Origin of the sequence: Numidum massiliense, from assembly GCF_001375555.1 — a bacterium.
Taxonomy (GTDB): Bacteria; Bacillota; Bacilli; order Thermoactinomycetales; family Novibacillaceae; genus Numidum; species Numidum massiliense.
In genome coordinates this window covers 1,610,504-1,636,294 of record NZ_CTDZ01000009.1, presented here as the reverse complement: position 1 = coordinate 1,636,294, position 25,791 = coordinate 1,610,504, and the positions used below count along the sequence as shown (strand labels likewise).

25 protein-coding genes are annotated in these 25,791 nt (G+C 54.4%); 22 read left to right on the top strand and 3 right to left on the bottom strand.

The features are described from left to right. Positions 1-15 precede the first annotated feature (15 nt). The 10 genes from coaBC (at position 16) to spoVM (ending at position 11,096) form a co-directional block, all read left to right on the top strand. On the top strand, positions 16-1,209 hold the full coding sequence (gene coaBC, locus BN1247_RS08165; protein ID WP_054949943.1) for a bifunctional phosphopantothenoylcysteine decarboxylase/phosphopantothenate--cysteine ligase CoaBC: 1,194 nt from the start codon (positions 16-18) through the stop codon (positions 1,207-1,209). Next, a complete protein-coding gene (gene priA / locus BN1247_RS08160) occupies positions 1,202-3,649 on the top strand; it encodes a primosomal protein N' (protein WP_054949942.1) in 2,448 nt (815 codons plus the stop codon). The genes coaBC and priA overlap by 8 nt, the downstream gene beginning before the upstream one ends. Positions 3,650-3,662: 13 nt before the next feature. After that, a complete protein-coding gene (gene def / locus BN1247_RS08155) occupies positions 3,663-4,133 on the top strand; it encodes a peptide deformylase (RefSeq protein WP_054949941.1) in 471 nt (156 codons plus the stop codon). Positions 4,134-4,162: 29 nt separating this feature from the next. Further along, positions 4,163-5,206, top strand: coding sequence for a methionyl-tRNA formyltransferase (gene fmt, locus BN1247_RS08150; RefSeq protein ID WP_054951566.1), 1,044 nt, complete (start codon positions 4,163-4,165; stop codon positions 5,204-5,206). A gap of 336 nt (positions 5,207-5,542) precedes the next feature. After that, positions 5,543-6,307, top strand: coding sequence for a Stp1/IreP family PP2C-type Ser/Thr phosphatase (locus BN1247_RS08145; RefSeq protein ID WP_054949940.1), 765 nt, complete (start codon positions 5,543-5,545; stop codon positions 6,305-6,307). Positions 6,308-6,314: 7 nt separating this feature from the next. Further along, on the top strand, positions 6,315-8,243 hold the full coding sequence (pknB, locus tag BN1247_RS08140; protein ID WP_054949939.1) for a Stk1 family PASTA domain-containing Ser/Thr kinase: 1,929 nt from the start codon (positions 6,315-6,317) through the stop codon (positions 8,241-8,243). Between the two features lie 230 nt (positions 8,244-8,473). Beyond that, positions 8,474-9,349: a ribosome small subunit-dependent GTPase A gene (gene rsgA / locus BN1247_RS08135; protein ID WP_054949938.1), complete on the top strand. Its 876-nt coding sequence runs from the start codon at positions 8,474-8,476 to the stop codon at positions 9,347-9,349. 2 nt (positions 9,350-9,351) lie between these two features. Next, positions 9,352-10,011: a ribulose-phosphate 3-epimerase gene (rpe, locus tag BN1247_RS08130; protein ID WP_054949937.1), complete on the top strand. Its 660-nt coding sequence runs from the start codon at positions 9,352-9,354 to the stop codon at positions 10,009-10,011. Between the two features lie 123 nt (positions 10,012-10,134). Continuing rightward, positions 10,135-10,836, top strand: coding sequence for a thiamine diphosphokinase (locus BN1247_RS08125; RefSeq protein ID WP_054949936.1), 702 nt, complete (start codon positions 10,135-10,137; stop codon positions 10,834-10,836). Positions 10,837-10,964: 128 nt separating this feature from the next. Next, positions 10,965-11,096 (top strand): stage V sporulation protein SpoVM, encoded by a 132-nt coding sequence (gene spoVM, locus BN1247_RS17700; RefSeq protein WP_082415852.1) that lies wholly within the window; start codon positions 10,965-10,967, stop codon positions 11,094-11,096. A 69-nt stretch (positions 11,097-11,165) separates the two neighbouring features. Here spoVM and rpmB read toward each other — a convergent pair whose 3' ends face one another. Next, positions 11,166-11,354, bottom strand: coding sequence for a 50S ribosomal protein L28 (gene rpmB / locus BN1247_RS08115; RefSeq protein ID WP_054949934.1), 189 nt, complete (start codon positions 11,352-11,354; stop codon positions 11,166-11,168). 402 nt (positions 11,355-11,756) lie between these two features. On the opposite strand from rpmB, the gene BN1247_RS08110 reads away from it, so the two are divergent. The 9 genes from BN1247_RS08110 to coaD all read left to right on the top strand — a co-directional run bounded on the left by BN1247_RS08110 (position 11,757) and on the right by coaD (position 20,636). Next, positions 11,757-12,119, top strand: coding sequence for an Asp23/Gls24 family envelope stress response protein (locus BN1247_RS08110; protein ID WP_054949933.1), 363 nt, complete (start codon positions 11,757-11,759; stop codon positions 12,117-12,119). A gap of 15 nt (positions 12,120-12,134) precedes the next feature. Then, complete coding sequence (locus BN1247_RS08105; RefSeq protein ID WP_390622037.1) at positions 12,135-13,820, top strand: DAK2 domain-containing protein; 1,686 nt, start codon at positions 12,135-12,137, stop codon at positions 13,818-13,820. 19 nt (positions 13,821-13,839) lie between these two features. Continuing rightward, positions 13,840-14,724 (top strand): DegV family protein, encoded by an 885-nt coding sequence (locus BN1247_RS08100; RefSeq protein WP_082415851.1) that lies wholly within the window; start codon positions 13,840-13,842, stop codon positions 14,722-14,724. A 154-nt stretch (positions 14,725-14,878) separates the two neighbouring features. After that, complete coding sequence (gene recG / locus BN1247_RS08095) at positions 14,879-16,933, top strand: ATP-dependent DNA helicase RecG (RefSeq protein ID WP_054949932.1); 2,055 nt, start codon at positions 14,879-14,881, stop codon at positions 16,931-16,933. Between the two features lie 139 nt (positions 16,934-17,072). Beyond that, positions 17,073-17,399 carry a hypothetical protein gene (locus BN1247_RS08090; RefSeq protein WP_054949931.1) on the top strand — a complete coding sequence of 109 codons (327 nt, stop codon included), beginning with the start codon at positions 17,073-17,075 and terminating at the stop codon, positions 17,397-17,399. Positions 17,400-17,746: 347 nt separating this feature from the next. After that, on the top strand, positions 17,747-18,919 hold the full coding sequence (locus BN1247_RS17690) for a hypothetical protein (protein WP_147675207.1): 1,173 nt from the start codon (positions 17,747-17,749) through the stop codon (positions 18,917-18,919). Between the two features lie 90 nt (positions 18,920-19,009). Next, on the top strand, positions 19,010-19,174 hold the full coding sequence (locus tag BN1247_RS17685) for a hypothetical protein (RefSeq protein ID WP_157360857.1): 165 nt from the start codon (positions 19,010-19,012) through the stop codon (positions 19,172-19,174). A gap of 308 nt (positions 19,175-19,482) precedes the next feature. Further along, on the top strand, positions 19,483-20,103 hold the full coding sequence (gene rsmD / locus BN1247_RS08080) for a 16S rRNA (guanine(966)-N(2))-methyltransferase RsmD (protein ID WP_054949929.1): 621 nt from the start codon (positions 19,483-19,485) through the stop codon (positions 20,101-20,103). 56 nt (positions 20,104-20,159) lie between these two features. Continuing rightward, a complete protein-coding gene (gene coaD, locus BN1247_RS08075) occupies positions 20,160-20,636 on the top strand; it encodes a pantetheine-phosphate adenylyltransferase (protein ID WP_054949928.1) in 477 nt (158 codons plus the stop codon). A 98-nt stretch (positions 20,637-20,734) separates the two neighbouring features. Here the strand turns inward: coaD and ylbJ are convergent, their stop codons facing one another. Continuing rightward, positions 20,735-21,985, bottom strand: coding sequence for a sporulation integral membrane protein YlbJ (gene ylbJ / locus BN1247_RS08070; protein ID WP_054949927.1), 1,251 nt, complete (start codon positions 21,983-21,985; stop codon positions 20,735-20,737). A 298-nt stretch (positions 21,986-22,283) separates the two neighbouring features. Here ylbJ and BN1247_RS08065 point away from each other — a divergent pair, with 298 nt between their 5' ends. Next, positions 22,284-23,351 carry a SepM family pheromone-processing serine protease gene (locus tag BN1247_RS08065; RefSeq protein WP_054949926.1) on the top strand — a complete coding sequence of 356 codons (1,068 nt, stop codon included), beginning with the start codon at positions 22,284-22,286 and terminating at the stop codon, positions 23,349-23,351. On the opposite strand, the gene BN1247_RS08060 is transcribed toward BN1247_RS08065, so the two are convergent. Beyond that, positions 23,303-24,685: a tRNA(Met) cytidine acetate ligase gene (locus BN1247_RS08060; protein ID WP_074011092.1), complete on the bottom strand. Its 1,383-nt coding sequence runs from the start codon at positions 24,683-24,685 to the stop codon at positions 23,303-23,305. The genes BN1247_RS08065 and BN1247_RS08060 overlap by 49 nt on opposite strands. 162 nt (positions 24,686-24,847) lie before the next feature. On the opposite strand from BN1247_RS08060, the gene BN1247_RS08055 reads away from it, so the two are divergent. Further along, a complete protein-coding gene (locus BN1247_RS08055; RefSeq protein WP_054949925.1) occupies positions 24,848-25,369 on the top strand; it encodes a YceD family protein in 522 nt (173 codons plus the stop codon). Positions 25,370-25,411: 42 nt separating this feature from the next. After that, positions 25,412-25,585 carry a 50S ribosomal protein L32 gene (gene rpmF, locus BN1247_RS08050; RefSeq protein WP_054949924.1) on the top strand — a complete coding sequence of 58 codons (174 nt, stop codon included), beginning with the start codon at positions 25,412-25,414 and terminating at the stop codon, positions 25,583-25,585. The last annotated feature ends 206 nt before the right edge of the window (positions 25,586-25,791 follow it).

Below are 25,791 nucleotides of genomic sequence, written 5' to 3'. Positions count from 1 at the left end.
TAGGAAGGTGACACCATGCAGGGGAAACGGATCGTCTTAGGGGTAACAGGCGGCATTGCCGCTTTTAAGGCGGCTGCTTTATGCAGTAAACTGACCCAATCGGGGGCCAGAGTGCGTGTCGTCATGACGCGCAGCGCGACTGAATTTGTGACGCCACTCACCTTTCAGGCGCTGTCACAGCACGAAGTGACGACAGAAGTGTTTGACGAACCAAATCCGGAAGTGATCGCGCACATCGATTTAGCGGATCACGCCGACCTCGTCGTCATCGCGCCGGCAACAGCGCATACGATTGCTAAACTCGCCTACGGGCTGGCAGACGATATGTTGTCGTCGCTTATGCTAGCGACGCGGGCGGAGGTACTCATCGCGCCAGCAATGAACGTGCACATGTACGCCCATCCAACCGTCCAACAAAATATGGCCACCTTAAAAAAGCGTGGCTACGCATTTGTCGAACCGGGAGAAGGCCAGCTCGCTTGCGGGTACGTCGGTAAGGGGCGCATGGCCGAACCGGAGGAGATCATGCAGGCGATCGCGACGATGTTTAAGCGCACGCGCGATTTGACAGGGTGCCGTATGCTCGTCACGGCCGGGCCAACAGTTGAGGCGCTCGACCCGGTGAGGTTTTTTTCCAACCGTTCGTCGGGAAAGATGGGGTATGCCATTGCAGAGCAAGCGGCGAAGCGCGGCGCCGACGTCGTGTTAGTGAGCGGCCCGACACATCTGGCGCCACCCGCCGACGTCACCGTCGTTCCAGTGACGTCGGCAGAGGACATGTACCGGGAAGTGCGTGCGCGCTTCCCCGACCAAGACGTCGTCATTAAAGCGGCGGCGGTCGCCGATTACCGCCCGGCGACGTATTCCGAACACAAGCTGAAAAAGCAGGACGGGGAGCTGACCGTGAAGTTTGCGCGTACGCCGGACATTTTGGCAGAGCTCGGGCGGACGAAAGAGGGGCAACTACTCGTCGGGTTCGCCGCGGAGACGAACGATGTCGCGACACACGCACAAGACAAACTGAAGCGGAAAAACCTCGACCTCATCGTCGCCAACGACGTCAGCAAACCGGGCGTAGGGTTTGCGACGGATACGAACGCCGTCTCAATCTACAATGCCGGAGGGCTCGTTACCTCGCTGCCGGTCATGAGTAAGGCCGCTATCGCCGATGCACTGTTAGACGAAGTTAGGGATATGCTCGATGGGTGACGGCGCGAACTATGCGGCCGTCATCGTCGATATTGCGGCAGAGTCGACGGATCGGCCGTTCGATTATGCGATTCCTACCGAATGGCGCAGTCAAGTCGAGGTCGGTTGCCGCGTGCGCGTCCCGTTTGGCCGGCGGCTCGTACAAGGGTACGTCGTCGGCCTGCACGATGAGCCCGCGGTGGCCAACGTGCGCGCAATTGCCGATGTCGTCGATCTCGTGCCGCCTCTCAACGAAGAGCTCGTGCAATTGGCCCGTTGGATGAGTGCGTACTATTTTTGCCCGACGGTGACGGTGCTTGAGGCGATGATGCCTGCCGTCTTGAAGGCGCAATACGAACGGATCCTGCTGCCCGGCAAGGAATTGAGCGCCGCTGGCAAACAACTGGCGACGGAAGCAGAACAGAAGTTGTTGGACGCGGTAACTGCGGCAAGCGGTGGTTTGTCGTTAAAAAAGGCGGAAGCGATTCCCGGCGTGACGCGGGCGCTACTCGTGCAGCTGATTGCCGAGCGACGGCTCGAAGTGCGGGAAAAAGTGCGTGATCGCGTGACGAAAGAACGGACGACGTGGGTTGTTCCAGCTCGCGTACCTACGTTAGAGGCACAGCGCGCGCAGCTGTCGTCACGCGCCCACAAACAGCGGGAAGTGCTCGACTTTTTTATCGCGCAGCCAGACCCGCTACCGCTGCCAAAGCTACTTGCCCAGCTTAACGCGTCGCGCAGTACGGTGACGCGGTTAGTAGAATTGGGTGCGCTCGAGACGGAAGTGCGCGAGTCGTACCGCAACCCGTATGACCGGGACATACGTGCGGACGAGCCGTTGCCGTTGACGGAGGCGCAACAGGCGGCTCTCGCGCCGATCGACTCCCAGTTGAAAAAAAAAGAGCCAGCGACGTTTTTGCTGCACGGTGTGACTGGAAGTGGCAAGACGGAAGTGTACTTGCAAGGGATCGCTACGGCGCTTAGCTTGGGGCGTGAAGCGATCGTGCTCGTCCCAGAAATTTCGTTGACGCCGCAAATGGTGGAACGGTTCAAGTCGCGCTTCGGCGAGCGGGTGGCGATTATGCACAGCCGCCTCTCTGCTGGGGAGCGTTATGACGAGTGGCGCAAAGTGCTACACGGGGACGTGCAAGTCGTCATCGGGGCGCGTTCCGCTATTTTTGCTCCCTTTCGCCAGCTTGGACTCATCATCGTCGACGAGGAGCACGAATCGTCGTACAAACAGGAAGACAATCCGCGCTACCACGTGCGAGACGTCGCGTGGCAGCGCGCGCGCTACCACGGGGCGACCGTCGTCCTCGGCAGTGCGACGCCGGCACTCGAGACGTTTTACCGCGCAAAAACAGGGGACATGCACTACTTGGCGCTGGAAGAGCGCGTTCACGGGCGACCGTTGCCACAAGTGAGCGTTGTTGACTTACGCGCCGAACTCGACGCTGGCAACCGCTCGATGTTTAGCCGCGAGCTCTCGGCCGCGATCGAAGCGCGCATCGCACGCGGTGAACAAACGGTGCTTTTTTTGAATCGGCGCGGCTTCTCGACGTTTGTCTTGTGCCGCCAGTGCGGTGAGAGTGTCGAATGTCCGCATTGTGACATTTCACTCACGTACCACCAGACGAACCGTATGTTGCGTTGCCATTACTGCGGGTATGCGGAGCCGGTTCCGACGGAGTGTCCGCACTGTGGCAGTGCGCACATCCGCTATTTTGGTACCGGGACGCAAAAAGTCGAGCAAGAACTGGCCAAACAGTTTCCCGGCATTCGCGTCATCCGCATGGATGTCGACACGACGACAGGTAAAGGGGCGCACGAAAAGCTGCTCGGTGCCTTTCGCTCGGGTCGCGCCGATGTGCTCTTAGGGACGCAAATGATTGCCAAAGGGTTAGATTTTCCGAACGTCACCCTCGTGGGCGTCATCGCTGCAGACACGACGCTAGGGTTACCAGACTTTCGCGCGAGTGAACGGACGTTTCAACTGCTTATGCAAGTCGGGGGGCGCGCAGGCCGGCACGAGGTACCGGGGCAAGTCATCATTCAAACGTACAATCCGGAACATTACAGCATTCAAATGGCCGCGACATATGAAGTACTTAATTTTTACCGCAAAGAGACGCTCATGCGGAAAAAGACGGCGTATCCGCCCTTTTGTGCACTTATTGCCGTTCATTTTAGCTGTGCGGATCAAGCGCTGACGATGAAGGCGAGCCACCATATGACGGCGATGTTGAAACTGCGTTTACCTGCTGACGTCACAGTCCTAGGCCCCGTGCGGGCGCCTATTTTTCGCGTGAAAGATAGATATCGCATGCAAACCATGATAAAATACAAAAACGATACTGGGGTCGCGTCAGCGTTGACTAAGGCACTCGCCTCGACGCGGGAGACGTTTAAGGCGAGCGACCTGAAAGTGACGATCGACCGCGATCCACACGTGTTGCTGTAAGGAGGCACTAACGATGGCCGTGCGCTTCATTGTGAAACACCCTGATCCGGTGTTACGAGAAAAAGCGAAGGAAGTCACAAAGTTTAATGCGAATTTACACAAATTGTTAGATGATATGGCCGAAACGATGTACGCCAGTAACGGCGTCGGCCTAGCGGCTCCGCAGATCGGCATTTTAAAGCGCGTCGTCGTCGTCGACACCGGTGAAGGGCTGATCGAACTCGTCAACCCGACAATCGTCGAAAAGAAAGGCGAGCAAATCGGGGCTGAAGGTTGCTTGAGCATACCGAACCTCGTCGGCGAAGTGCGTCGCGCCCAGTCGGTGAAAGTGAAGGCACAAAACCGCCACGGAGAACCTGTCGCGTACGACGGCGCAGATTTCTTGGCGCGCGCGTTTCAGCACGAAGTCGATCATTTGAACGGCGTGTTGTATATCGACATCGCGGAGCGCGTGTTTGCGCCGGAAGAGCAAAGTGAGGAGTGACCGTCGTGAAAGAGTGGAATATCGTGTTTATGGGCACCCCGGATTTCGCGGTGCCCTCTTTAACGGCTTTAGTCGAGGACGGCTACCGTATCGGGTGTGTTGTCACCCAACCCGATCGCCCTAAAGGGAGAAAGCGCGTTATTACCCCGCCCCCGGTAAAAGTTGCCGCCGAGGCGCTCGGATTACCCGTATGGCAACCGGAAAAAATTCGCGAGCCACACGCCGTCGACAAGTTGCGCGCCTTAAAACCGGATCTCATCGTTACCGCGGCCTTCGGCCAAATTTTGCCTAAGGCGATTTTGGACATGCCCGCACTCGGTTGTGTCAATGTGCACGCTTCGTTATTACCGAAGTACCGCGGCGGAGCGCCGATTCATTGGGCGATTATGAACGGCGAACGCGAGACGGGCATTACGCTCATGTACATGGCAGAAGCGCTCGACGCTGGAGACATCATCGCACAACAGGCGGTGCCGATTGCCGCCAGCGATACAGTAGGCACATTGCACGATAAACTGAGCGATTTAGGTCAGAGCCTGCTGCGCCAGACGCTACCGGCGATTGTCAGTGGGCGCGCAGACGCCGTGCCGCAAGACGAGGCACAAGCGACATTTGCTTACAATGTGCGGCGAGAAGACGAACGCATTCGCTGGGAGCGACCAGCTCAGGCGATCTACAACCACATTCGCGGTCTAAATCCGTGGCCAGTCGCATATACGACATGGGGGAAGCAGTCACTGAAACTGTGGGCGAGCGAAGTGGTGACAGACGGGCAGGCGACTACAACTGCTACCCCCGCGGTCAGCGAAGCTAGCGGGGAGGTGGCGTCGGCGAAGCGGGAGGACATCGTAGAAGGTACGGCAACCGGAGATCGTGCAGAGGCTGCTTCGGGTAAAGTCGCGCCCGGTACGGTGATCGGCGTAAGTCGACAAGGGATTGACGTAGCAACTGGCGACGGGGTCTTGCGCCTCACTGACGTGCAGCCGGCTGGAAAAAAGCGGATGTCCGCCGCCGAGTTTGTACGCGGCGTTACCGACCTCGCCGGCACGCGCCTCGGGAGCGGAGACCAGTAAGCGGATCGCTATCGTGCTAGGGCTTAACTGCGATGAGCCGACAATCATCCCGTGGTAAGGCATCGCTGTGTTGGTACGTCGAACGACGCGTGTTTGATCCGTATGATGACCGCCTGCCGCCTACCTTACTAGAAATGGTAAACTGCGCATTCGTCTTGCGCTGTGCTATAATCTAGTAAAACATGATCGGTTAGAGCGACAGACAGGTGTACACTTCTCGCTCGCGACTAACGTTTTACCTTTTATAGACGAAAGTTGTTCACCTTTACAGCATCGTTTGCGATCATACGAGTGGGTTGCTTTCGCTACAGAACTTTTACTTAAGAGGTGACCTTTATGGAATGGGCTTATCGCTCCGACATCGGGCGCGTCCGCTCACACAACGAAGACAGTATTACCGTTCAGGCGCTCGATGCCGAGCGAGGATTCGTGGTAGTCGCCGACGGAATGGGTGGGCACAAAGCGGGCGATGTCGCAAGCTGCTTAGCCGCCGAAGTCGTCAGTGAAAAGCTACAGGCAGTAGACGCCCGATCTCTCACGCCAGTACAGTTAAAGGATGAGATCGTAGGCGGTATGCAACGTGCCAACGAGCTCGTGCTAAAAAAATCGCAAGAAGACGAGTCGATGCGCGGGATGGGGACAACGCTCGTCGTGGCAGTGGTTCGGGCTGAGAACATTGTGATCGGCAATATCGGTGACAGCCGTGCCTACCTCATCAGCGAGGGAACGTATCGCCAGTTGACGCAGGACCACTCCTTAGTTAACGAACTGTTAAACGCGGGGGAAATTACCGAAGTCGAAGCGAGAGACCACCCGCAGAAAAATATGATTATGCGCGCCGTCGGCACAGATCGCGACGTAGAACCTGACGTTACGGAGCACGTGTGGGCGACTGGCGACTATTTATTAGTATGTACGGACGGCCTGACAGACATGGTCTCCGATGAGCAGATACACGCGACGATCCAGCGGGATGAAACAATCGATTGGAAAGCGGATGAACTGATGCGCCTTGCGTTAGAAGCCGGGGGAACGGACAACATTTCACTCGCACTCGTGAAAAGGACGGCGGTTTCGGCTCCCGACGAGAAAGCGAGGTAATCGTTCGATGATTGGAAAACAGCTAGGCAAACGGTATGAACTGGAAGCACGTCTCGGTAGTGGCGGGATGGCAGTCGTCTATTTGGCAAAAGACGTCGTCCTACATCGTTACGTCGCCGTCAAAGTGCTCAACGAGTCACTCAGTAACGACGACGACTTCGTCGACCGCTTTCGCCGCGAAGCGCGTGCGGCGGCCAGTTTATCGCATCCGAATGTGGTGAACATATACGATGTCGGGCAAGACGGCGACATTCACTACATCGTTATGGAGTACATCGAGGGCATGACGTTGAAAGAGCGGATCAAGCGCGAAGGGGCGCTTCCGCCTTCTGAAGTCGCGCTAATCGGCGAACAAATTGCCGACGCCCTTCACCACGCTCACGAAACTGGAATCATACACCGCGACATTAAATCGGCCAACATTATGATCGGACCGCGCAACCGGGTGAAAGTCGCTGACTTCGGCATCGCTCGCGCAACGAGTTCACAGACGATTACACACACCGGTTCGGTGATGGGGTCGGTGCACTACTTTTCGCCTGAACAGGCGCGCGGCGGGTATATTGGAGAGAAATCGGACATATATTCGCTCGGCGTCGTCATGTACGAAATGGCGACGGGAGGGTTGCCCTTCGCTGGCGATAGCCCGATTGCGATCGCACTCAAGCACTTGCAGGAAGAACCGGCTGCACCGCGCGAGAAGCGTCCCGCTCTCCCACAAAGCTTGGACAATTGCATCCGCCGCGCGATGGCGAAAGATCCGCTCCACCGTTACGATTCAGCGCAACAACTGCAACAAGATCTTCATACAGCCTTAACGCCGTCCCGTCTCTACGAAGAAAAATGGCAGCCGAAAGAATTGGACGGGGAGACGACGATGGTCGTCCCGGCACTAGGCGATTACGCTACTGAAAAAAAATTGTCTTCCGACTCAGGGGAGATGGACGAGGCGGAAGAGAGTAGTGAAGACACGATTCCACCCGCGACGCCGAAAGACGCGTCGGGGAACCATTCGCGCGTATCGCGCCTGCAAAAACAAGCGACATCGCGCAATTGGGTCAGTTGGAAAAAAGTCGGCATCTCTCTCTTAACCACCCTGTTAATTATCGTGCTTAGTACGGCCGGTCTGACGTATTTATGGTCCACGACGACGAAAAACAGTGTGGTGATCCCGAACGTCGTCGGAAAAGCGGTCGACGAGGCAAAAGCGGCGCTCGAGTCGCAAAAGCTCGATTGGGAAGTCGTCAAGGAGAAGCGCGACGAAACGCCGGGAATAGTCTTTCGCCAATCACCGAAAGCGAAGGAAAAAGTAAAACCCGGCTACAAGGTGAAGGTATACGTGAGCGAGGGCGAAATAAAAAGTGTCAAGATCCCGAATATGCTCGGCAGTCCATTGGAGAACGCGCAATCCGCGCTGTACAATTTAGGGTTCGCCAAAAAAAATGTCGTCATCAAAGATTTGGACGACAACGACTATGCGCCTGGTCACGTTGTAAAGCAAGACCCCGGCAGTGGGAAATCGCTGCGCACCGACCAAAAAGTGACCTTGTACGTGCGGCCGGGCGACAAAGATAAAACGCTCGTCGAAGTCCCTGACCTAAGCGGGGAGTTCCAAGACGCGGCCGAAGAAAAATTGCGTCGGCTTGGATTTAAAGTGTATCGCAACGGTCCAGACGGTGCGTTGTACGACCGCAACGTCAACGTACCCTTGTATCGCGTTTACGGTTCGACGCCGGCAGCGGGGACGAAAGTGGCGAAAGGCTCGGTTATTAGATTGCACGTCAGCTTAAACGACTCCGCGGGAGATGCGCGTAAGGGGCGCTACGCCGACCGCCGAGTAGGTGATCAGTCGTTAGACAATAAGGAAAAGGACGCGTGGGGAGAAGAGAGGGAAATAAAGAAAATAGAGAAAGAAAACAATAAAAAGGAAAAATAACTGGAAAAAGCGTTGAAAAAAGTGGAGAAACCGCGAGAAATAGAAGCCAAACGGCGGGAAAAGGATGAAGAAGAAAAAGAAGACGAAGAGGATTAAAGGCGATTGACGGCGTGTCTGACGAGCACTCGGTAAGCGAACGCGTTCGCCGCCTGTAGTCTGTCGTTATTTCGCCGCCTGCATGTTTGTGCGTATCTCGTATATTTGTGCGTATCTCGTATAGGAGGAACTGTATGCCTGAAGGGCGAATTGTCAAAGCGTTAAGTGGCTATTACTATGTGCAAGTAGATGAGGAACTGTGGCAGTGCCGAGCGCGCGGCCTTTTTAAAAAAAAGCAGTTTTCTCCGTTAGTAGGTGACTGGGTATCGTTCGATATAACCGAAGAGGGGCAAGGTTACATTCATCACGTCGTCCCGCGGGAGACGGAACTTAAGCGTCCAGCAGTCGCTAACGCCAATCAAGGCGTCATCGTCGCCTCGCTGGCCGAACCGGTCGTGCAGTTGTTGCTCATCGACAAACTGTTAGTTCACATTGAACGCGCACGCCTCAAGCCGCTCATCGTTTTAACAAAAACGGACCTCAGTCCGTCTGCTGACGCAGTCGACGCAGCGGTACGCACGTATGAAAAGGTCGGTTATCCGGTCGTGACGACGAGTGTCGTCAGTGATGCGGGTCTTGAGGAATTGCGTGAGGCGCTCGCTAGTCACATCTCTGTGTTCGCCGGTCAGTCCGGAGTAGGAAAGACTTCGTTACTGAATGCATTAATTCCGAACGGCGATTTCGCCACGGGCGAAATTAGTGCTAAATTAGGGCGGGGACGCCATACGACGCGGCACGTCGAAATGGTCGTATTGCCGAGCGGCGGATGGATCGTCGACACACCTGGGTTTAGTCAACTGTCTTTTCAAGGCTGGGATGCTGCCGAGTTAACGGCGTATTTTCCGGAAATTGCGCGTTTCGCTGCGAATTGTAAATATCGGGGCTGTTTACACGACCGAGAACCGGGCTGTGCCGTTAAACGGGCACGAGAGAGTGGCGCGGTTTCGGCGTCGCGTTACGACAACTACTTACAATTTTTACAAGAGATACAGGAAGAAAAGAGGTACTAACTATGATTTTGACCGCACCATCGATCTTATCAGCCGACTTTGCGCGTTTAGGAGAAGAAATTTCCGATGTCGAACAGGGAGGGGCTGACTGGATTCACATCGATGTGATGGATGGCCACTTCGTCCCGAACATTACGATTGGCCCACTCATCGTCGACGCGGTACGCCCACATACTGAGCTACCGCTCGACGTCCATTTAATGATTGAAAACCCCGACCAATACATCCCTGCGTTTAAGGCGAGTGGTGCCAATTGGATTACCGTGCACGCCGAGGCGTGTCCGCACTTGCACCGGACGATCCACTTAGTGAAGGCGCAAGGGGCGAAGGCCGGTGTGGCGCTCAATCCGGCGACGCCGCTTTCGGCGATCGAATACGTGTTGGACGATCTCGACATGGTCCTCTTGATGACAGTAAACCCCGGATTTGGCGGGCAGTCGTTCATCCCTAACGTGTTGCCGAAAATTCGCGCCTTGCGGCAAATGGCGGAGGCGGGCGGCTTAGATTTGCGTATCCAAGTGGACGGCGGCATTAATGCCGCAACGGCACAAGCTGTCGTGGCACACGGCGCTGACGTCCTCGTCGCCGGGTCTTACGTGTTTGGCGCGACGGACCGGCAGGCGCGTCTAAACGCGCTAAAAGAGGCGGCTACTCGCGTATGAGTAGGAGCGCCGTTCAACGCTTCGTTTCGCGAATAATTACGTGCACGGGCCTAAGCCAACAGTGTCACGTATGTATGGATGTGCGTGCGAAGATGAGCAAAGGTAATGGAGGTGAGTGCGCTTATGGGTGAACGGATGATGATGAGTGAGCGGATAGCTATGGATATGAGTAAAAGCGAACGACGCGGGCGAGTTGTCATCGCGACGGGCGGTAGCTGGGGTGCCACAGAGCACCTCATCATCCGTCCGGACGATGTCGTCATCGGCGTAGACGGCGGCATTGTCGAGTTAATGGAAAGGGACGTCCCAATGACGCTCGCCGTCGGCGATTTCGATACGGCACCGCCAGAACAAATTGAGGAATTGAGAGCCCATAACGTACCGACGTTGCGCTTGCCGGTGGACAAAGACGTGACCGACACCGATTACGCGGTGACGAAGGCGCTCGAGTGGGCACCGCAAGAAGTAGTGCTGCTCGGCGGCTGGGGAAGTCGCTGGGATCATACGCTAGCGAACGTGTGCTTGCTAGAACGGTTGCTGCAAGCGGGCGTACGTGGGGTGATGCAAAATGAACACAACCGCATGCAACTCGTCGGGCCGGGTACAGTGCACGTGGCTAAGGAAGCGTATACGTATATGTCGCTCATTGCGTGGCGCGAGACCGTCACTGGCATTACGTTAGAAGGCTTTCGCTTTCCACTCGTCGATGCCTCGCTGGCGCGTACGAGCAACTTATCAATTAGCAACGAATGGCAAGGGGAGAGCGGCACCGTCACACACCGTCGAGGCGAACTCCTCATCGTTCAGAGCCGCGACCCACTGTGAGTACTGTCGCCAATAGGTGGTCAAATGGGCATGCGAGTTAGATGACACGCGCTGACGAAGTGCAAAAGGTCGACCAAAAAAGGGGGGGAAATGTAGTTCTAGGTACACCTCCTGCCCTATAGAATATAATGATGGGGAATAGGCGAGAAGTTCGTTCACGACAAGGAGGGCTAGGGGTGAAGTTCTACACGATCAAATTGCCGCGGTTTATCGGAGGTATTGTTAGAGCGATCATGAGTGCCTTTTATAAACAAAAGTGAAGGAGTCAGATGCGGTTTTAAAAAAGCACCGCTACAGGTGCTTTTTACCGGAGCGCCTTGAGGATAAGCCTAGGCGCGCTCTACTAATCCCGATTTTAATGCTTTAGTGCTGACGTAGACGCGCTTCGGTTTGCCGTCCACTAAAATGCGCACTTTCTGAACGTTAGCGCCCCATTTGCGTCGTGATTTACGGTTGGAGTGACTGACGCGGTTGCCTGCGTGTCCACTTTTACCGGTAATGTAACATCTGCGAGCCAATACTTCCACCCCCTAAGTTTCTCTCAGAATGCGAGGCTGACCATACTTTTTTATGTTAGCATAGCGATATACGGTTTGCAAGACCTCCTCAATCTCCCACTAGACACTCGACCGCAATTTGCCGTTCAAAGCAACTAACGACGGCGTGTTTGAGGAACCCCGCTAAACCCCGCTAAAGACGTAACCCCTGAATCCCTTGCATTTAAACAATCTACCATCGTGTAAGGTGTTCTTTTTTTATCGTGTCATTTATTGTACAATGATAATGGTATCGTTACTTTTTAAGGGTTGTTCACAATGTGTGGGCATACGGTTAGCGGCCTTTGGCGGTCATATTTGCATGTAGGTAAAAAAAAATAGCAGTTACACTTGCGGCGATCATCAGATTTAAGGAGGAGACAGATGGCTATTGAAGTATACAACGAATTAGGGCAAATCGACATTGCGGATGACGTCATTGCGACGATCGTCGGCGGGGCGGCATTGGAATGCTACGGTTTAGTCGGGATGTCCTCCCGCAGTCAAATTAAAGATGGGATAGCCGAATTGTTACGGCGAGAAAATTTGAGTAAAGGGATTGAAGTTCGTACAAGTGAAGCGGGTATCGATCTTGATATGTACATTATCGTCGGCTACGGAATGAAAATATCCGAAGTTGCGAACAACGTGCAGACGCGCGTGCGGTACGCGTTAAAACAAAGTTTAGGATTAGATGTACGTACAGTAAACATATTCGTGCAAGGCGTTCGCCTGATCAACGTGTAAGGGGAGGACTATTTCGTGGTACAACAGCAACTTAACGGATTCAGTTTTGCACAAATGGTGTCAGCAGGTGCGCGCCACTTAGTACGGATGGCAAAAAAGGTTGACGCACTCAACGTGTTTCCAGTACCGGACGGCGATACGGGCACGAACATGAGTCTCACGTTTTCGGCAGGTAGCGAGGAAATGACCCGACGTCAATCGGAACATATCGGGCAAACGGCGAGCGCGTTGTCGCGCGGGCTACTCATGGGGGCACGCGGTAACTCTGGCGTCATTTTATCGCAACTGTTCCGTGGGCTGGCAAAAGAAATTCGCGAGAAGGAAGTCATTACCGTACGCGAATTTGCTAAGGCGTTGCAACGCGGTGTCGACACGGCTTACAAAGCAGTGATTAAGCCGGTCGAGGGCACCATTTTAACGGTAGCCCGCGAGGCGGCGAAACACGGGACGACGGTCTCTAGTCGCGTGGAAGACTTTGTGTCGCTGATGGAGGAAGTTGTTCAAGCGGCTAAGAAGTCGCTTGCGAACACGCCGGAACTGTTACCGGTCTTAAAGCAAACGGGAGTCGTCGACGCCGGCGGACAAGGACTTGTATACATATATGAAGGGTTTTTAGCAGGACTTACCGGGGAAAGTGAGCCGGAAGCCGACGAAGAACATTCGATTTCGATCGATTCTCTCACTGAGCTGGCCCATAGACAGAGTGCTCAGGCGCACTTAGCGACAGAAGACATTGCGTTTGGCTATTGTACGGAGTTTATCGTGCAAACGTTGCCCGCTACAGCTGGAGATTCTAATTTTAATGAAGATACTTTCCGCGAAGCGTGCGGCGCTTACGGCGATTCGCTCTTAGTCGTGCGCGACGACGATCTCGTAAAAGTACATATTCATACCGAAGAACCGCTCAAATTGCTCGACTTTGCCACACAGTACGGCGACATTCGCACGGCAAAAATCGAAAATATGCGCGAACAGCACCGGGCGATTGTCGGCAGTGAAGCTGAAGAAACCGCTGCGCTTGCAGCGCGCGACGACGGTGTAGAAAAAGCGTACGGCATCGTCGCGGTGGCAATGGGGAAGGGTACAGCCGAAATTTTCCGCAGCCTCGGCGTCGATTACGTGCTCGAAGGCGGCCAGACAATGAACCCGAGTACGGATATGATCGTCAAGGCGATGGACGATATCCGGGCCAAACAGTACATCATTTTGCCCAATAACGGCAACGTGGTGATGGCAGCCGAACAAGCGGCGGCAGTCGCCGAGCAGCCGGTGACGGTTATTCCGAGCAAGTCTGTACCCCAAGGGTTAAGTGCGATGCTCGCTTTTAATGCCGACGCTTCGCCGGAGGAAAACTGGGAAGCGATGTGTGAGACGATCGAAAACGTGAAATCGGGGCAAGTGACGTATGCGGTTCGCGATACGGAAGTCGACGGGATGACGATCAAAGAGGGAGACTTCTTAGGTATAGCAGATGGCGAAATTAAGGTGAGCCATCCGGACATGGCCGCAACCGCCGAAAGTCTCTTGCTCGGCATGGTCGACGACGGCACTGAAATCGTCACTATTTTGTTTGGACAAGACGTGACGAACGCACAAGCCGCCTCTTTGGGCGACGCGGTCACGGACAAGTATCCGGACGTAGAGGTAGAAATTCACAACGGGGAACAACCGCTGTATTATTATTTGTTCGCCGTTGAATAAAAGTAGGGGGACGGGGGTCATGCCAATGGCACAAAACGTAAAAGTAGTGACCGACAGTACGGCCGATATTCCGGCAGACATTCGTGCGGAACTCGGGATCGAAATGGTGCCGCTCAAAGTGCACGTCGGGGGAGAGACGTTCCTCGACAACGTGACGATTCAACCGACGGCGTTTTACGAGAGATTGTCCAGAGTGGACAAGCTCCCGACCACGTCGCAGCCGACGCCGCACGAATTTGTTGAGATGTACCGTAAAGTCGCAACGGACGCAGCGTGCGATATTGTTTCCATCCACCTTTCCCAAGCGATGAGCGGTACGTACCAGTCGGCAGCGATGGCGAAAGAAATGTTGGTCGAAGAAGGTGCCGATTTCGCGATTGAAGTCGTCAACGGCAAGAAAGCGTCGTTCGCGACGGGGTTGATCGTCGTCGCTGCGGCGGAAGCGGCGCGCGCCGGCAAAACGCTCGCGGAGTGCCGCGCACTCGTCGAACGGCTCATCGATGAAACGGAGACGTATTTTATGGTCGATACACTAAAATATTTACAAATGGGCGGACGGATCGCGAAAGCTTCTGCCTTTCTCGGTACGTTACTCAACATTAAACCGATTTTAACGCTTGATAGCGATGGAGAAGTGGCGCCCGAGGCGAAGGCACGCGGTAAAAAGCGGGCGCGGAAGCACATTTTTGATAAACTACATGCGTATGCTGGAGACGAACCGGTTCGCATCGGCTTGATGCACGCGATGGTTCCGGAAGAGGCTAAACAGCTACGCGCGATGCTCGAAGAACAGTTTAACGTCGAACAGCTTATCGAAACGGAAATTGGCTCTGTGATCGGGACGCACGTCGGACCCGGTACGGTGGCGATTACGATCGTCAAGTCGCGCGTCGTTACCGGTTAACGTGTTTAGTGCATCACGGATGGAGAAGCTATTTACCGTTTAAGTTAAGTTCAGTATTTTAAGTCGGCGTTTAAGTTCGGCATTGTAGCACAATAAACCGTGCCTAGCATTAAACTGGCACTGAACCATTTTTTTATAACGAGTAGGGGTAAACATGTGTGAACTAGTGAACCTCCCCGTAACGGCAGTGAAAGGAATCGGTGCCCAGCGCGCTAGCGATTTAGCGCAGCTGGGCATCCATACTGTTATGAACCTATTGGAGTATTATCCGTTTCGCTACGAAGATTACCGCATTCGCGATCTGACGGAGGCAGCACACGGCGAGATGGTGACGGTACAGGGCACGATTGCCGGCACGCCGTCACTTAGGTGGTACGGGCGGAAAAAGTCGCGGTTAGCGGTGAAGGTCGATTGTGAAGGCGTGTGGATGACGGCAATTTGGTTTAATCGGCATTTTTTGCAAAACAAGCTTGTGCCCGGACAACCGGTCACGCTCGTCGGCAAGTGGGACCGCCACCGCCTGCAATTGACGGTCTCCCGTTCGTTCCACTCCGAACGGGAGCGCGCGCAGTTGGTCGATCGGTTAGAACCGGTTTATTCCGTTACCGAAGCGGTAGGGATCGCTTGGCTGCGCAAAATGATTCGCCAAGCGTTTGCGCAATACGGGGAGCAAATCGAGGAGCTGTTGCCGCAAACATTTGTCGACCGCTATCGGTTGATGAAACGCCGCGAGGCAATGTTCGCGCTCCATTTCCCCGTAGATGCGGCAGAAGGGAAACAAGCGCGACGGCGGATCGCTTACGAAGAACTGTTATTGTTTCAACTAAAAATGCAAATGTTGCGCCGTGGGCGCCGGGAAAAGGCGGCGGGAGTCGCCAAGAAATTTCCGCGCGCTACATTCACTCACTTTTTTTCACAGTTACCTTTTACACTGACGGCGGCACAACAGCGCGTCATCGAAGAAGCGCTTCGCGATTTAGAGCACCCGGCGGCGATGAATCGTTTGCTGCAGGGCGACGTCGGCTCGGGAAAAACGGTTGTGGCGGCGGCACTACTGTATGCTAACTATTTGAGTGGTTACCAAGGGGCGCTCATGGCTCCGACGGAAATATTGGCACAGCAGCACGAAAAAACGTTAACGGCACTGCTGCAGCCTCTCGGCGTCGAGGTCGTGACGCTGACGGGAAGCATGACACCGAAGCAGAAGCGAGACGCCGTTTCAATGCTACAGATGGGACTGGCCCACGTCGCTGTCGGGACACACGCGCTCATTCAAGAAGCGGTCCACTTTAACCGCCTCGGTTTCGTCGTCACCGACGAACAGCACCGCTTCGGGGTGAAACAGCGGGCCGCGTTGCGCGGGAAAGGGAGCGAACCTGACGTGTTGTTTATGACCGCGACGCCGATTCCGCGGACGCTAGCGATTACAGCGTTCGGCGATATGGACGTCTCGACGTTGGACGAGCGGCCGGCAGGGCGGAAGCCAGTGCGAACGGTGTGGATCAAGCCGAGCGAGCTCGAACGCGTCATCCGCTTCATGTACACACAATGTACCCGCGGTCGGCAAGCGTATGTCATCTGCCCGTTGATCGAGGAATCGGAAAAACTCGATTTACAAAATGCGTACGACGTGTACACGCAAATCGGCGGGTTTCTGCGCCCGTACAAGGTTGGGCTATTGCACGGCAAATTGCCGCAAAAAGAAAAAGAGGGGATTATGGGGCAATTTGTCGCGGGTGACATTAACGTACTCGTTTCGACGACGGTCGTCGAAGTCGGGGTCGACGTGCCCAATGCGACGTTGATGGTCATTTACGACGCCGAACGGTTTGGCCTCGCGCAGTTACACCAATTGCGCGGGCGCGTCGGCCGCGGGGACGAACAGTCGTATTGCGTGCTCGTTTCCGATCCGAAGTCGGAGACGGGGCAATTGCGGATGCGCATTATGTGTGAAACGGACGACGGTTTTCAGCTGGCGCAGAAAGATTTAGAAATTCGCGGGCCGGGCGATTTTTTTGGCGTGAAACAGAGTGGACTGCCTGAGTTTAAAGTAGCCGATCTCGTGAACGATTACCGCATGCTCGAAGTCGCCCGCAGCGATGCAGTTCACCTAATGGAGGACCCGTCTTTTTGGACAGAGGATTCGTACCGTCAACTGCGCAGGCGCCTCGTACAGGAAGGTGCTTTAGAAAAACAAAACTTCGATTAAAACTCGGCTTTAACGAAAAGCCTACGCACATCCTTTCAACGCAGGCTGTCACTTCAGACAGTCTGCGTTTTATTTGTAGCAACGTTTTAAGGCGTGATGCATAGCGTAGTGTTAGAGAAAAAGAGCGGAGGTTGAGATTGTGAGCAAAGTGAGGTACATGCCGCTGTACAAAGAAATCGCTTCATATATCAACCGGGTCGTCGGCCGGCGCGTCGTGACGCCAATGTTGTTTCACGAATGGGTGGAGGAGGCAAAAGTGATCAAACGTCGCCGAGGAACGCTAGCGTTAGTCTCTCACTACAGGCGTCTGTACAAACAATACGTCACTGAGGAAGAGGAGGAAGTGTTAAAGCGGTCGCGGCGCAAAAACGAGTTGTCGTTTAAAATGATTGACGTTTTAATTGCCGAAGGTGTCCTTTCGCTAACACAAGCGAATTTACTAAAGCAATACGTGCGCCGTACATAACGTATGGTGAGAATCGTTATCCGCCTATAGGTACAAGCGTAAACCGAAGGACCTATGCGTCATATAATGGTTTTAACGACGTGCGGCCGTAAGGGAGGTGGCGGGTATGACAAAGCAACTGTCGTCGCTATTTGTTGGTGGAGGTTTTTTCTGGATTGTCATCGTCGCCATTATCATCATTGGTTTTTGGTTCTTTTTTACTGGATCACTCATCTTTTAACGACCGAACGAAAGTGATCTCGCAATTCGTTTGCTGCGAAAATAGGCCATAGTTCCCTTCCAAAGGCGGAATAAACACATATATTGTAGCGAGCTTGTGTTTGCATCTGCCTAGAAGGAGGGGAGTTATGTCGCTAAAAGAATGGCTTAACCGCATGATGGAAAAAAACCCGCGACTCGACTTTTTGCCGAAATTAAAAAGTTTGTTTAAGAGAAAGCCGGGTAGGGGCGGCCTGCTAGGCAACCGACAACCGTTTTTTGGGCTTCAGCCGCAAGGGGAGCGAGGGGGTCCCATGCCGCCTGCCGAGCAAGGTTTCGTACCATATAGCAACAGTCAGCCACTTCCTCCGCCGCCTATGTCGCCACCTGAACAGTGGGGTCCCCCCGGGCCGCCAGCGATCAACTGGGGCCCACCAGAACAGTGGGGGGCGCCGCCCGGGCATTGGGGGATGCCTCCCGATGTACCGCCAGGTGGCCTAGGGGCATTTCCACCGGATCCGTTTCCTTATTGGGGGTCGGGTCCACCTGGAGCGCCGCCCCACGCGTCGCCAGACTGGGGAGGCGCACCGCCCGGCACTTGGAGACCCGGACCTGGTGGGCTCGGACCCCACTCTCCAGGACCACCACAGTTACCTTCAGGCACGTTTAACCTCCCGAAGAGCAGCAAACGGTCGCGGGCCCACCGCAGCTCTCGGAAGCGTGGTTATGAACCGCTGTGGCGAAGTGGGGGATTAGGCTCACCGCTGCGTAACAGCTCACCGAGACGTCGTCACAGCTCGTCAGACCGAGGTGAACGCGAAAGTTTTGCCCGGGAAAGCGAGGAACGGAACATACAGGCGCAGGAAAAAAGATCGGGCCAACTCAAAGAATCAAACGAGCGACTGTCTGTATCGCCACTGTTACCGGATATAGAATCGCAGGAGTCGTTTCACCTCGCCCCGCATAAGCCGCGTAGCCCGCGTAAGAGGAAGCGGCCGATCGCCAAGTATCCGCCGCGTACGAAGTACCCGACTCCTAGAAAGGTTGCGCCTCATCTCAAGCGAAAGTCAACACCGCTGCAAAGGGCGGTGCCCCGGAGAGCGAACGTCGTCAAATGGCCGAAGCGAGTCGGGAGAGCGAACCCCATCCGCCGAGCAAGGACAGTGGGGAGAACAAACGGCATCGGAGGGACGAAGTCCATCGGGAAAACGCACGCGATCGGTCGAAGGGCGCCAATCGGCAAAACGAAAGTCGCGGTTAAAACGACGCCTCGCGGGAAAAAAACGTATCACCATCTGAAAGACTTCAACCGCCGCCGCTAAGGTGGTGGTTTTTTTGCTTTGATTAAGTGTCGAATCAATTGACAATAATAAGTACGACGACACATTAATCTAGAGGTGGAGGTGGATCGAATGTACTACGTGATCCGCGAACAACATACGTCGCGTGCAACGGTCATGCACGAAGACGAATATTTAAAATACTACAACCCGTTTAAAAAAGACCACCGGATTGAGTATTGTGGCACGCAAAACAACTGCTACCGTTATTTTTACGGAAGATATCCGCAAGTATAGCGGAAGAATATGCGACAAAAAGAACCCGCAGCTAATGAACCTGCGGGTCAATTTGTATCTAAGCGTGCCTAGATACAGTATGGGAGAGGAGAAACCGGAGGAAGAGCTTATGGGGAAAAGTAAGTCTTCTCCGCGGTTGTCGACAACGTCTCATATCCAACGAACGTTGTCCTTTCTATCATTGCCGACGCGCAAAAAAATATACACGTATTTTTCGTTATCGCCCTTATTTGTGGTAGGATAAACATGTCCGCTCACGCATAAATCGCTTGCGTGAACGGTAAGTTTACAACGGAAGGTGAGTCCTCATGCGCGTCATCGCAGGGACAAAACGCGGGCACAAATTAAACGCTGTCCCCGGCAGCAGGACACGGCCGACGACAGACCGCGTAAAGGAAGCAATCTTTAATATGATCGGTCCCTTTTTTACAGGGGGCTGTGGGCTAGACTTGTTTGCCGGTACGGGGGGGCTGGGCATTGAGGCACTCAGCCGCGGATTGGAGAGGGTCGTTTTTATCGAGCGCGACCGCAAGGCGCTAGAAGTGATACATAAAAATTTGGCGGCCGTACATTTTTCGCAGCAAGCAGGCGTTTATCGGGGAGATGCGCTTAAGTTGCTATACGTGTTAGCACAGCGGGAGGCGCCTTTCGATGTCATTTTTCTCGATCCGCCCTACGTGCAAAAAAAGTTACCGCTGTTGCTCGCTCAAATTGGCCGACACCACTTGCTCAGTGACACGGGAGTCGTCGTCGTGGAATACCCGCGGGAGCAAGACGTCCCCGAGGCCGTTGGCCCGCTCTGCTTACTGCGGTTAAAGACGTACGGCAACATTTGTATTGCCTTGTTCGGGTTAGCGAAACAGACGGAGCAGTCGGAGCGGGCGAAAGAAGCGGAGCGGATGTCGGGGCAGAGTAAGCGGAACGGATGATGCAGCCGAGTATGCAACATACGCAACGTTAATTTTTTTTACGAGGGGGAATGGACATGATTGTCGCTGTCTATCCAGGTAGTTTTGATCCAGTGACATACGGTCACTTAGATATTATTCAACGAGGGGCGAACGTGTTTGACAAGGTCATCGTCGCCGTGCTCGAGAATCCGTCCAAGTCGCCGTTGTTTACGGTGCAAGAGCGGATGCAACTACTACGTAAAGTGACTGAGGAAATTGCCAACGTCGAAGTCGACTCGTTTAGCGGACTACTCGTCGACTACATGCGCTTAAAGTCGGCGCGCTCGATTATTAAAGGGTTGCGCGCGGTGTCCGACTTTGAATACGAATTGCAAATGGCGTCAATGAACCGCAAGTTGAACGACGAAGTAGAAACGTTTTTCATGATGACGAACAACAAATACTCTTTTTTAAGTTCTAGCATTGTCAAAGAAGTTGCCAAATATGGTGGAGCGATCAACGAACTCGTACCGTACGAGGTCGGAGCGGCGTTACAAAAAAAATATGCGTAAGGGAGACGCACCTTTGCGCGTTGCAGCGATGATCGCTCCGTTCTGACGGCTAGGTTCGGTAGTCAGGATCGTCTGAGTCGGCGTCACAAGTCCGACCTTCATTTACCTTTTTGCCGAAACAGTTGGGCGAAGTGAATCACGATGGCGAGGGCGATGAGCAGGAGTAAAAACAGCAAAATCTTCACGCCGATAAATTCAATTCTCGCCCATATGTAGGTCCAACTATTTTCAGGTAGTTGTTGTAAAAAAACAGACACTGCCTGATCTGAGGCGAGTAAGTATTTCTGTACCGGGTTCCAGACGAGGATCGTCACGACGGCAGCAGCGACGGCGTGGACGAAACGGGCCATCAAATACGGTGTATAGCGAATGTCTGTGCTACTTAAGATACTCGCCACTTGTGCGTGCACCGAAAGACCGCTCCAGGCGATGACGGCACTTGTCACCGCGACGACGTAGACGAGTGGCAGCGAATTTTTAAATTCACTCGCCACTTGTGAGCCGAGTGTGATTTCGAAAAAACCGGAAATGACGCTTTGCGAAAGCTCTTTCGGAATGCCGAACGGCGTCAGCACGAGTGCGACAGTATGCGCAAAAAAGTCGGTGACGTTCATGATGGACAGCACTTCGATGACGACGGAAAACATCATAATGAAGCCGCCGACCATGAGAATCGTGTTGACGGAACTCATAATCGCTTCACCCATGAGCGTACCGAGAGAACGTCCGTCTTTCAAGCGGGCGTCATGCATGGCTTTTACTGCGCGGACGAGAAAAAATTCGTGCGACTTGACTGCCGGTGGCGTTTCTTCGCCTCGCGGTTCGTGAAACCTAAGCACGATACCCGTGAATAAACTCGCTGTATAGTGGGCGATCGCTAACGTGACGCCCACACTGACGTCGTGGAAGAAACCGACGGCGACGGCACCGAACATGAACAACGGGTCAGCTGTATTCGTAAATGAAACGAGCCGCTCGCCTTCCGTGCGGGTGATCATGTTTTGTTCGCGTAACCGCGCCGTTAACTTTGCCCCGATCGGGTAGCCGGAAGCGAGTCCCATCGCCATCACGAACGCCCCGGCGCCTGGCACGCGAAAGACGGGCCGCATGAACGGTTCTAACAGCACGCCGAGAAAGTGAACGACGCCGAAGCCCATCAGTATTTCAGAAGCGATAAAGAAAGGTAACAGCGCTGGGAACACGACCTCCCACCAAACTTTTAAACCTTTCAGTGAAGACTGGAAAGCCACCTCCGGATTCAAGACGATGGAGACGACAAGGAAAAATGCGGTAATTCCGAAAATGACGCTTTTGAACCAAGGGCGATATGTGCGAGCTCCTTCAACCATGTGAATCCTCCAGTCGCTGGACGTGTTATTTTCATATGTACGTACGCGCTTTTCAAAATAGACCAAGCTTCAGCCAACGCGAAACTGCATGAAAAACAGTGTGAAAATAAACACTAACGACGAGGTAGGGGGCGGGCGTAGAGCACGCTTTGCTTGACGAGATGAAATGTTGATATGCGATGCGGCGCCAGCAACGACGTGAACATACTGTGTGAGCTTGTGTGAGCACGTGTAAGGTGGGACGAGGCACGGCGCGAAGCGAGTGTAGGAGAAGCAAGTGATAGGAAGGAAGTTTGCCGTGGGCAGATACAGACGAAATTACAAACGGCTAATAGGCAGTGTCGTCGGCTTGGCGCTCGTCGTGACGGTGTTGTTTTTCATACCGGTGCCTTACTACATCGCGACTCCAGGCTCGGCTATCGCTTTGAAGCCACACATTGATGTAGAGGAAACGAAGACGAAAGAACAAGGGACTTTTATGTTGGTCACGGTGACGATGCAAAACGGGAACGCCGCCCTGTACATGTATGCACTCGTCAACCCGTATGTCGATCTCATTAAGCACGAGCAAATGCTCGGAGCTGATGAAACACCGGCCGAGTACCGAGAGCGACAGTTACTGCAGATGCAAAACTCGCAAGACGACGCGCTATTGGTCGCCTTTCGAAAAGCGCAAGCGAATGGTGTAGACGTTCAAGTGGCCGAGAAACTGAACGGGGTTCGCGTCATTCGAACGATTAAAGGGTCGCCCGCCGAAAAAGTGCTACAGCCGAGTGACGTGATCAAACGGGTCGATGGGACAGCTGTCGATTCGGGCGAGCAACTGTTAACTCTGATGCAACAGAAGCGCGCGGGCGAGTTCGTTACGTTAACAATCCAGCGCGGGGGAAAAGAACGTACCGAACGCATGCGGTTGACGAAGCTGGCAGACGGCCGCGCCGGAATCGGTATTTACCAGTCGACGGAGCGGACCGTGACGACCTCGCCGACTGTTCGGATCGAGATGGACGATATCGGCGGACCGTCAGCCGGTTTGATGATGGCTTTAGAAGTATACAACCAACTGACCGGACCCGACTTGACGAAAGGGTACCACATCGCTGGTACGGGAACGATCGATTCAGCGGGCAAGGTCGGGCAAATCGGCGGGGTCACCCATAAGGTGGCCGCAGCTGACAAACAAGGTGCCGACATTTTCTTCGTGCCTGCCGATGTGGGTCCACACGATTCGAACGCAGCAGACGCCGCTAAAAAGGCGCGCGATCTCGGGACGGCGCTGGACATCGTACCAGTGAAAGATATCGATGAGGCCATCGCTTATTTAGAGGCCTTGCGACCCAAACGAAAGTCTGCACCTTCTGAGTAATCTTGCGCCGTAGTTCGCGACCGATCCGTTTCGCCTACGTATACCGGTGCCCGCTCGTATTCCACTGTGAGTGGCAAGCGGGCTTCACTCGCTAAGGCGTAAACGGCGGCGGCGCGTAGGTCACACTCTAACATAGGGGGGCGTTCGCGCCCAATGCGCGTAAGTATCGGCACAGTCGCACGGGCTTTCATCGTTTTGAGTAGTGTGCGGCCGCGTGGGGTAAACCCGAGCACGCGAATGTATGACGGCCCGTTGTCGAGCACTGAGCGCGTGAGGTCGCTTTTGCGCAAGCCGAGTAACACGTACGTCAGGATGCGCTGCAGGTGTGCCCACGTATACCGCTTCGTCTTTAACGCGGCGATGTAGTCGTAAACGGATAGATTAGCCCAAACATCCGTCGCCTCCATGGCCTCCATGGCCTCCGTCGCTAACGGGCGGTCTGTCCTGTTGTCAGTCCCTTTCGCATGTCGTTGTGCCGCGCGGAACAGTTGCCGCTGTAGGCGGTATTCTAGCCCCTCGCCGACGTCGTATATCGCGCGCAATTCCTCCGGCGACAACGTCGCGATTTTCGTAAAGACCGCCTGCCGCAGCGCTTCCCACGTAACGGGCCGTACGCCGCTGGACACGGCGCGGGTGAGGAGATCGTACGTCGTCTGTGGCACGTACGGGTGGATCGCTGTGAGATCGCCCGTCTCGAGCCACGTTTTGCGGATTGCCGTCGCGCTGGCGATGCGCGCGTCGGTCAATCGCGTCTCGTTGTAGCCGCTTTTTTCGCGGCGAATGGTGAGCGGTTCGATCCGGCTGTTTAACTGATGGAGCGCCGTTAAATAGCCAAGTCCGAGTACGTTATTCGGTTGTGTCAGTTCCGTGAAGGCGTCTGGGTGCCGTTCGGTAAGAGCGGCACTGTAGGCGCGCGGATAACTGTAGCCTTTTTTTAAGAAGCGTTTTAGTGCAGTCGTTAGCTGCTTCGATTCAGTGGCAACGGTCCGCGCGACGCGCTGAAGAGGTGCAAGCCCGCCGCTCTCGCTGCCGAAGCATAAGTAATCGACGACGCCAGTCGCCTCTAACGTGGCAACGGCGCCGTAGGCGAACCATTCGGCTGGCTGACAAGCGTAGACAGTAGGAATTTCCAACACGAGGTCTACGCCGCTGCGGAGGGCCATTTCCGCCCGCATCCACTTATCGAGCAGCGCCGGTTCACCCCGCTGTAAAAAATACCCACTCATCACAGCGACGACCGCCTCTGCGCCGCTTACCTGTTGCGCCTGTTGTAGATGGTATAAGTGTCCGTTGTGAAATGGGTTGTATTCGACGACGATTCCGACGGTGCGCATGCAATCACCTCGATCTGGAAATGGAAGTTTGTCGCCGTTATTATACATCATTTTCGGTGCACACATTGACAATAATTGCGGATCACAGCTATAATGGTGGATGTTCAGTGTAAAAACGGGCGGAGAAGCGAGCGATGTGGCGCACAGCTAGGAGTGAGGTTCATGCAAGTTCGCTTACGGGACATACGGCTGCGGGGAAAGGAAACTGTCGATTTTTGCGAGACGGTCGATTTATCGGACGTGCATCCACACGTGAGGCAAGAGACGTCTGTCCACGCAAAAGCGCGACTCCGCTTTGCCGGAGGCAGGTACGTGTTGGACGGAGAACTGACAGCAGAACTCGAACTCGTGTGTGCCAAATGCTTGACGGCATTTCCGCTGCCGCTAGCGGTCGATTGGCACGAAGTGTTCGTTCCCGAGGACGAGTGGCAGGAACAGTTTGCCGACGATGCCGACGTACACGCGATTGCTTCAGATACGATCGATCTGGTACCTTACGTGCGAGAGACGTTACTACTGGCGATTCCGTTTGTTCCTGTTTGTCGGGACGACTGCCAGGGACTGTGTCCGCGTTGTGGCGTCAACCGTAACGTTTCAACATGCGCTTGCAAAATCGAGCAAATCGACCCGCGCTTACAAGAACTTGAAAAGTTTTTTTCCAAAGAAAACGACACGAGTAAGTGAGCGTCGTGTCAAGTTGTCGGATGGTGAATAGGAGGTGTCTACATGGCAGTACCGAAAAGACGGACATCGAAGACGCGCAAAAACAAGCGCCGCACGCACTTTAAACTGTCCGTACCGGGCATGGTGCGTTGCTCGCAGTGCGGTGAGATGAAATTAGCCCACCGCGTGTGCAAAAACTGCGGCACCTACAAAGGTAACGAAGTTGTCGAAGTGTGAGTTTCGGCGCATAAGCAAAGGCAGAACCGCATCGGTTTTGTCTTTTTTGCTTTTTAAAACAACGTCAAACAGTCCCCTCTCCCTGAATAAACGTTCAGCCGGAAAACAGAAAAGGCACCCGCGGCTACGCGTTAAAAACGGGCTATAGGCGTTTTTTTTCTTTGTCTTCTGTGCTTGCCAAGTGCAGCAGTTTCTTTTATACTACG

Bases quoted from the DNA above. Each gene is read 5' to 3' on its own strand.
- BN1247_RS08125 (WP_054949936.1), top strand. From the start codon at position 10,135: ATGGGTGAACGGATGATGATGAGTGAGCGGATAGCTATGGATATGAGT.
- rpe (WP_054949937.1), top strand. From the start codon at position 9,352: ATGATTTTGACCGCACCATCGATCTTATCAGCCGACTTTGCGCGTTTA.
- BN1247_RS08060 (WP_074011092.1), bottom strand. From the start codon at position 24,685: ATGCGCACCGTCGGAATCGTCGTCGAATACAACCCATTTCACAACGGA.
- coaBC (WP_054949943.1), top strand. From the start codon at position 16: ATGCAGGGGAAACGGATCGTCTTAGGGGTAACAGGCGGCATTGCCGCT.
- BN1247_RS17685 (WP_157360857.1), top strand. From the start codon at position 19,010: ATGTACTACGTGATCCGCGAACAACATACGTCGCGTGCAACGGTCATG.
- def (WP_054949941.1), top strand. From the start codon at position 3,663: ATGGCCGTGCGCTTCATTGTGAAACACCCTGATCCGGTGTTACGAGAA.
- rpmF (WP_054949924.1), top strand. From the start codon at position 25,412: ATGGCAGTACCGAAAAGACGGACATCGAAGACGCGCAAAAACAAGCGC.
- fmt (WP_054951566.1), top strand. From the start codon at position 4,163: ATGGGCACCCCGGATTTCGCGGTGCCCTCTTTAACGGCTTTAGTCGAG.
- coaD (WP_054949928.1), top strand. From the start codon at position 20,160: ATGATTGTCGCTGTCTATCCAGGTAGTTTTGATCCAGTGACATACGGT.
- BN1247_RS08110 (WP_054949933.1), top strand. From the start codon at position 11,757: ATGGCTATTGAAGTATACAACGAATTAGGGCAAATCGACATTGCGGAT.
- rsgA (WP_054949938.1), top strand. From the start codon at position 8,474: ATGCCTGAAGGGCGAATTGTCAAAGCGTTAAGTGGCTATTACTATGTG.
- BN1247_RS08145 (WP_054949940.1), top strand. From the start codon at position 5,543: ATGGAATGGGCTTATCGCTCCGACATCGGGCGCGTCCGCTCACACAAC.
- BN1247_RS08100 (WP_082415851.1), top strand. From the start codon at position 13,840: ATGCCAATGGCACAAAACGTAAAAGTAGTGACCGACAGTACGGCCGAT.
- BN1247_RS08055 (WP_054949925.1), top strand. From the start codon at position 24,848: ATGCAAGTTCGCTTACGGGACATACGGCTGCGGGGAAAGGAAACTGTC.
- ylbJ (WP_054949927.1), bottom strand. From the start codon at position 21,985: ATGGTTGAAGGAGCTCGCACATATCGCCCTTGGTTCAAAAGCGTCATT.
- recG (WP_054949932.1), top strand. From the start codon at position 14,879: ATGTGTGAACTAGTGAACCTCCCCGTAACGGCAGTGAAAGGAATCGGT.
- spoVM (WP_082415852.1), top strand. From the start codon at position 10,965: ATGATGGGGAATAGGCGAGAAGTTCGTTCACGACAAGGAGGGCTAGGG.
- BN1247_RS17690 (WP_147675207.1), top strand. From the start codon at position 17,747: ATGTCGCTAAAAGAATGGCTTAACCGCATGATGGAAAAAAACCCGCGA.
- pknB (WP_054949939.1), top strand. From the start codon at position 6,315: ATGATTGGAAAACAGCTAGGCAAACGGTATGAACTGGAAGCACGTCTC.
- rsmD (WP_054949929.1), top strand. From the start codon at position 19,483: ATGCGCGTCATCGCAGGGACAAAACGCGGGCACAAATTAAACGCTGTC.
- priA (WP_054949942.1), top strand. From the start codon at position 1,202: ATGGGTGACGGCGCGAACTATGCGGCCGTCATCGTCGATATTGCGGCA.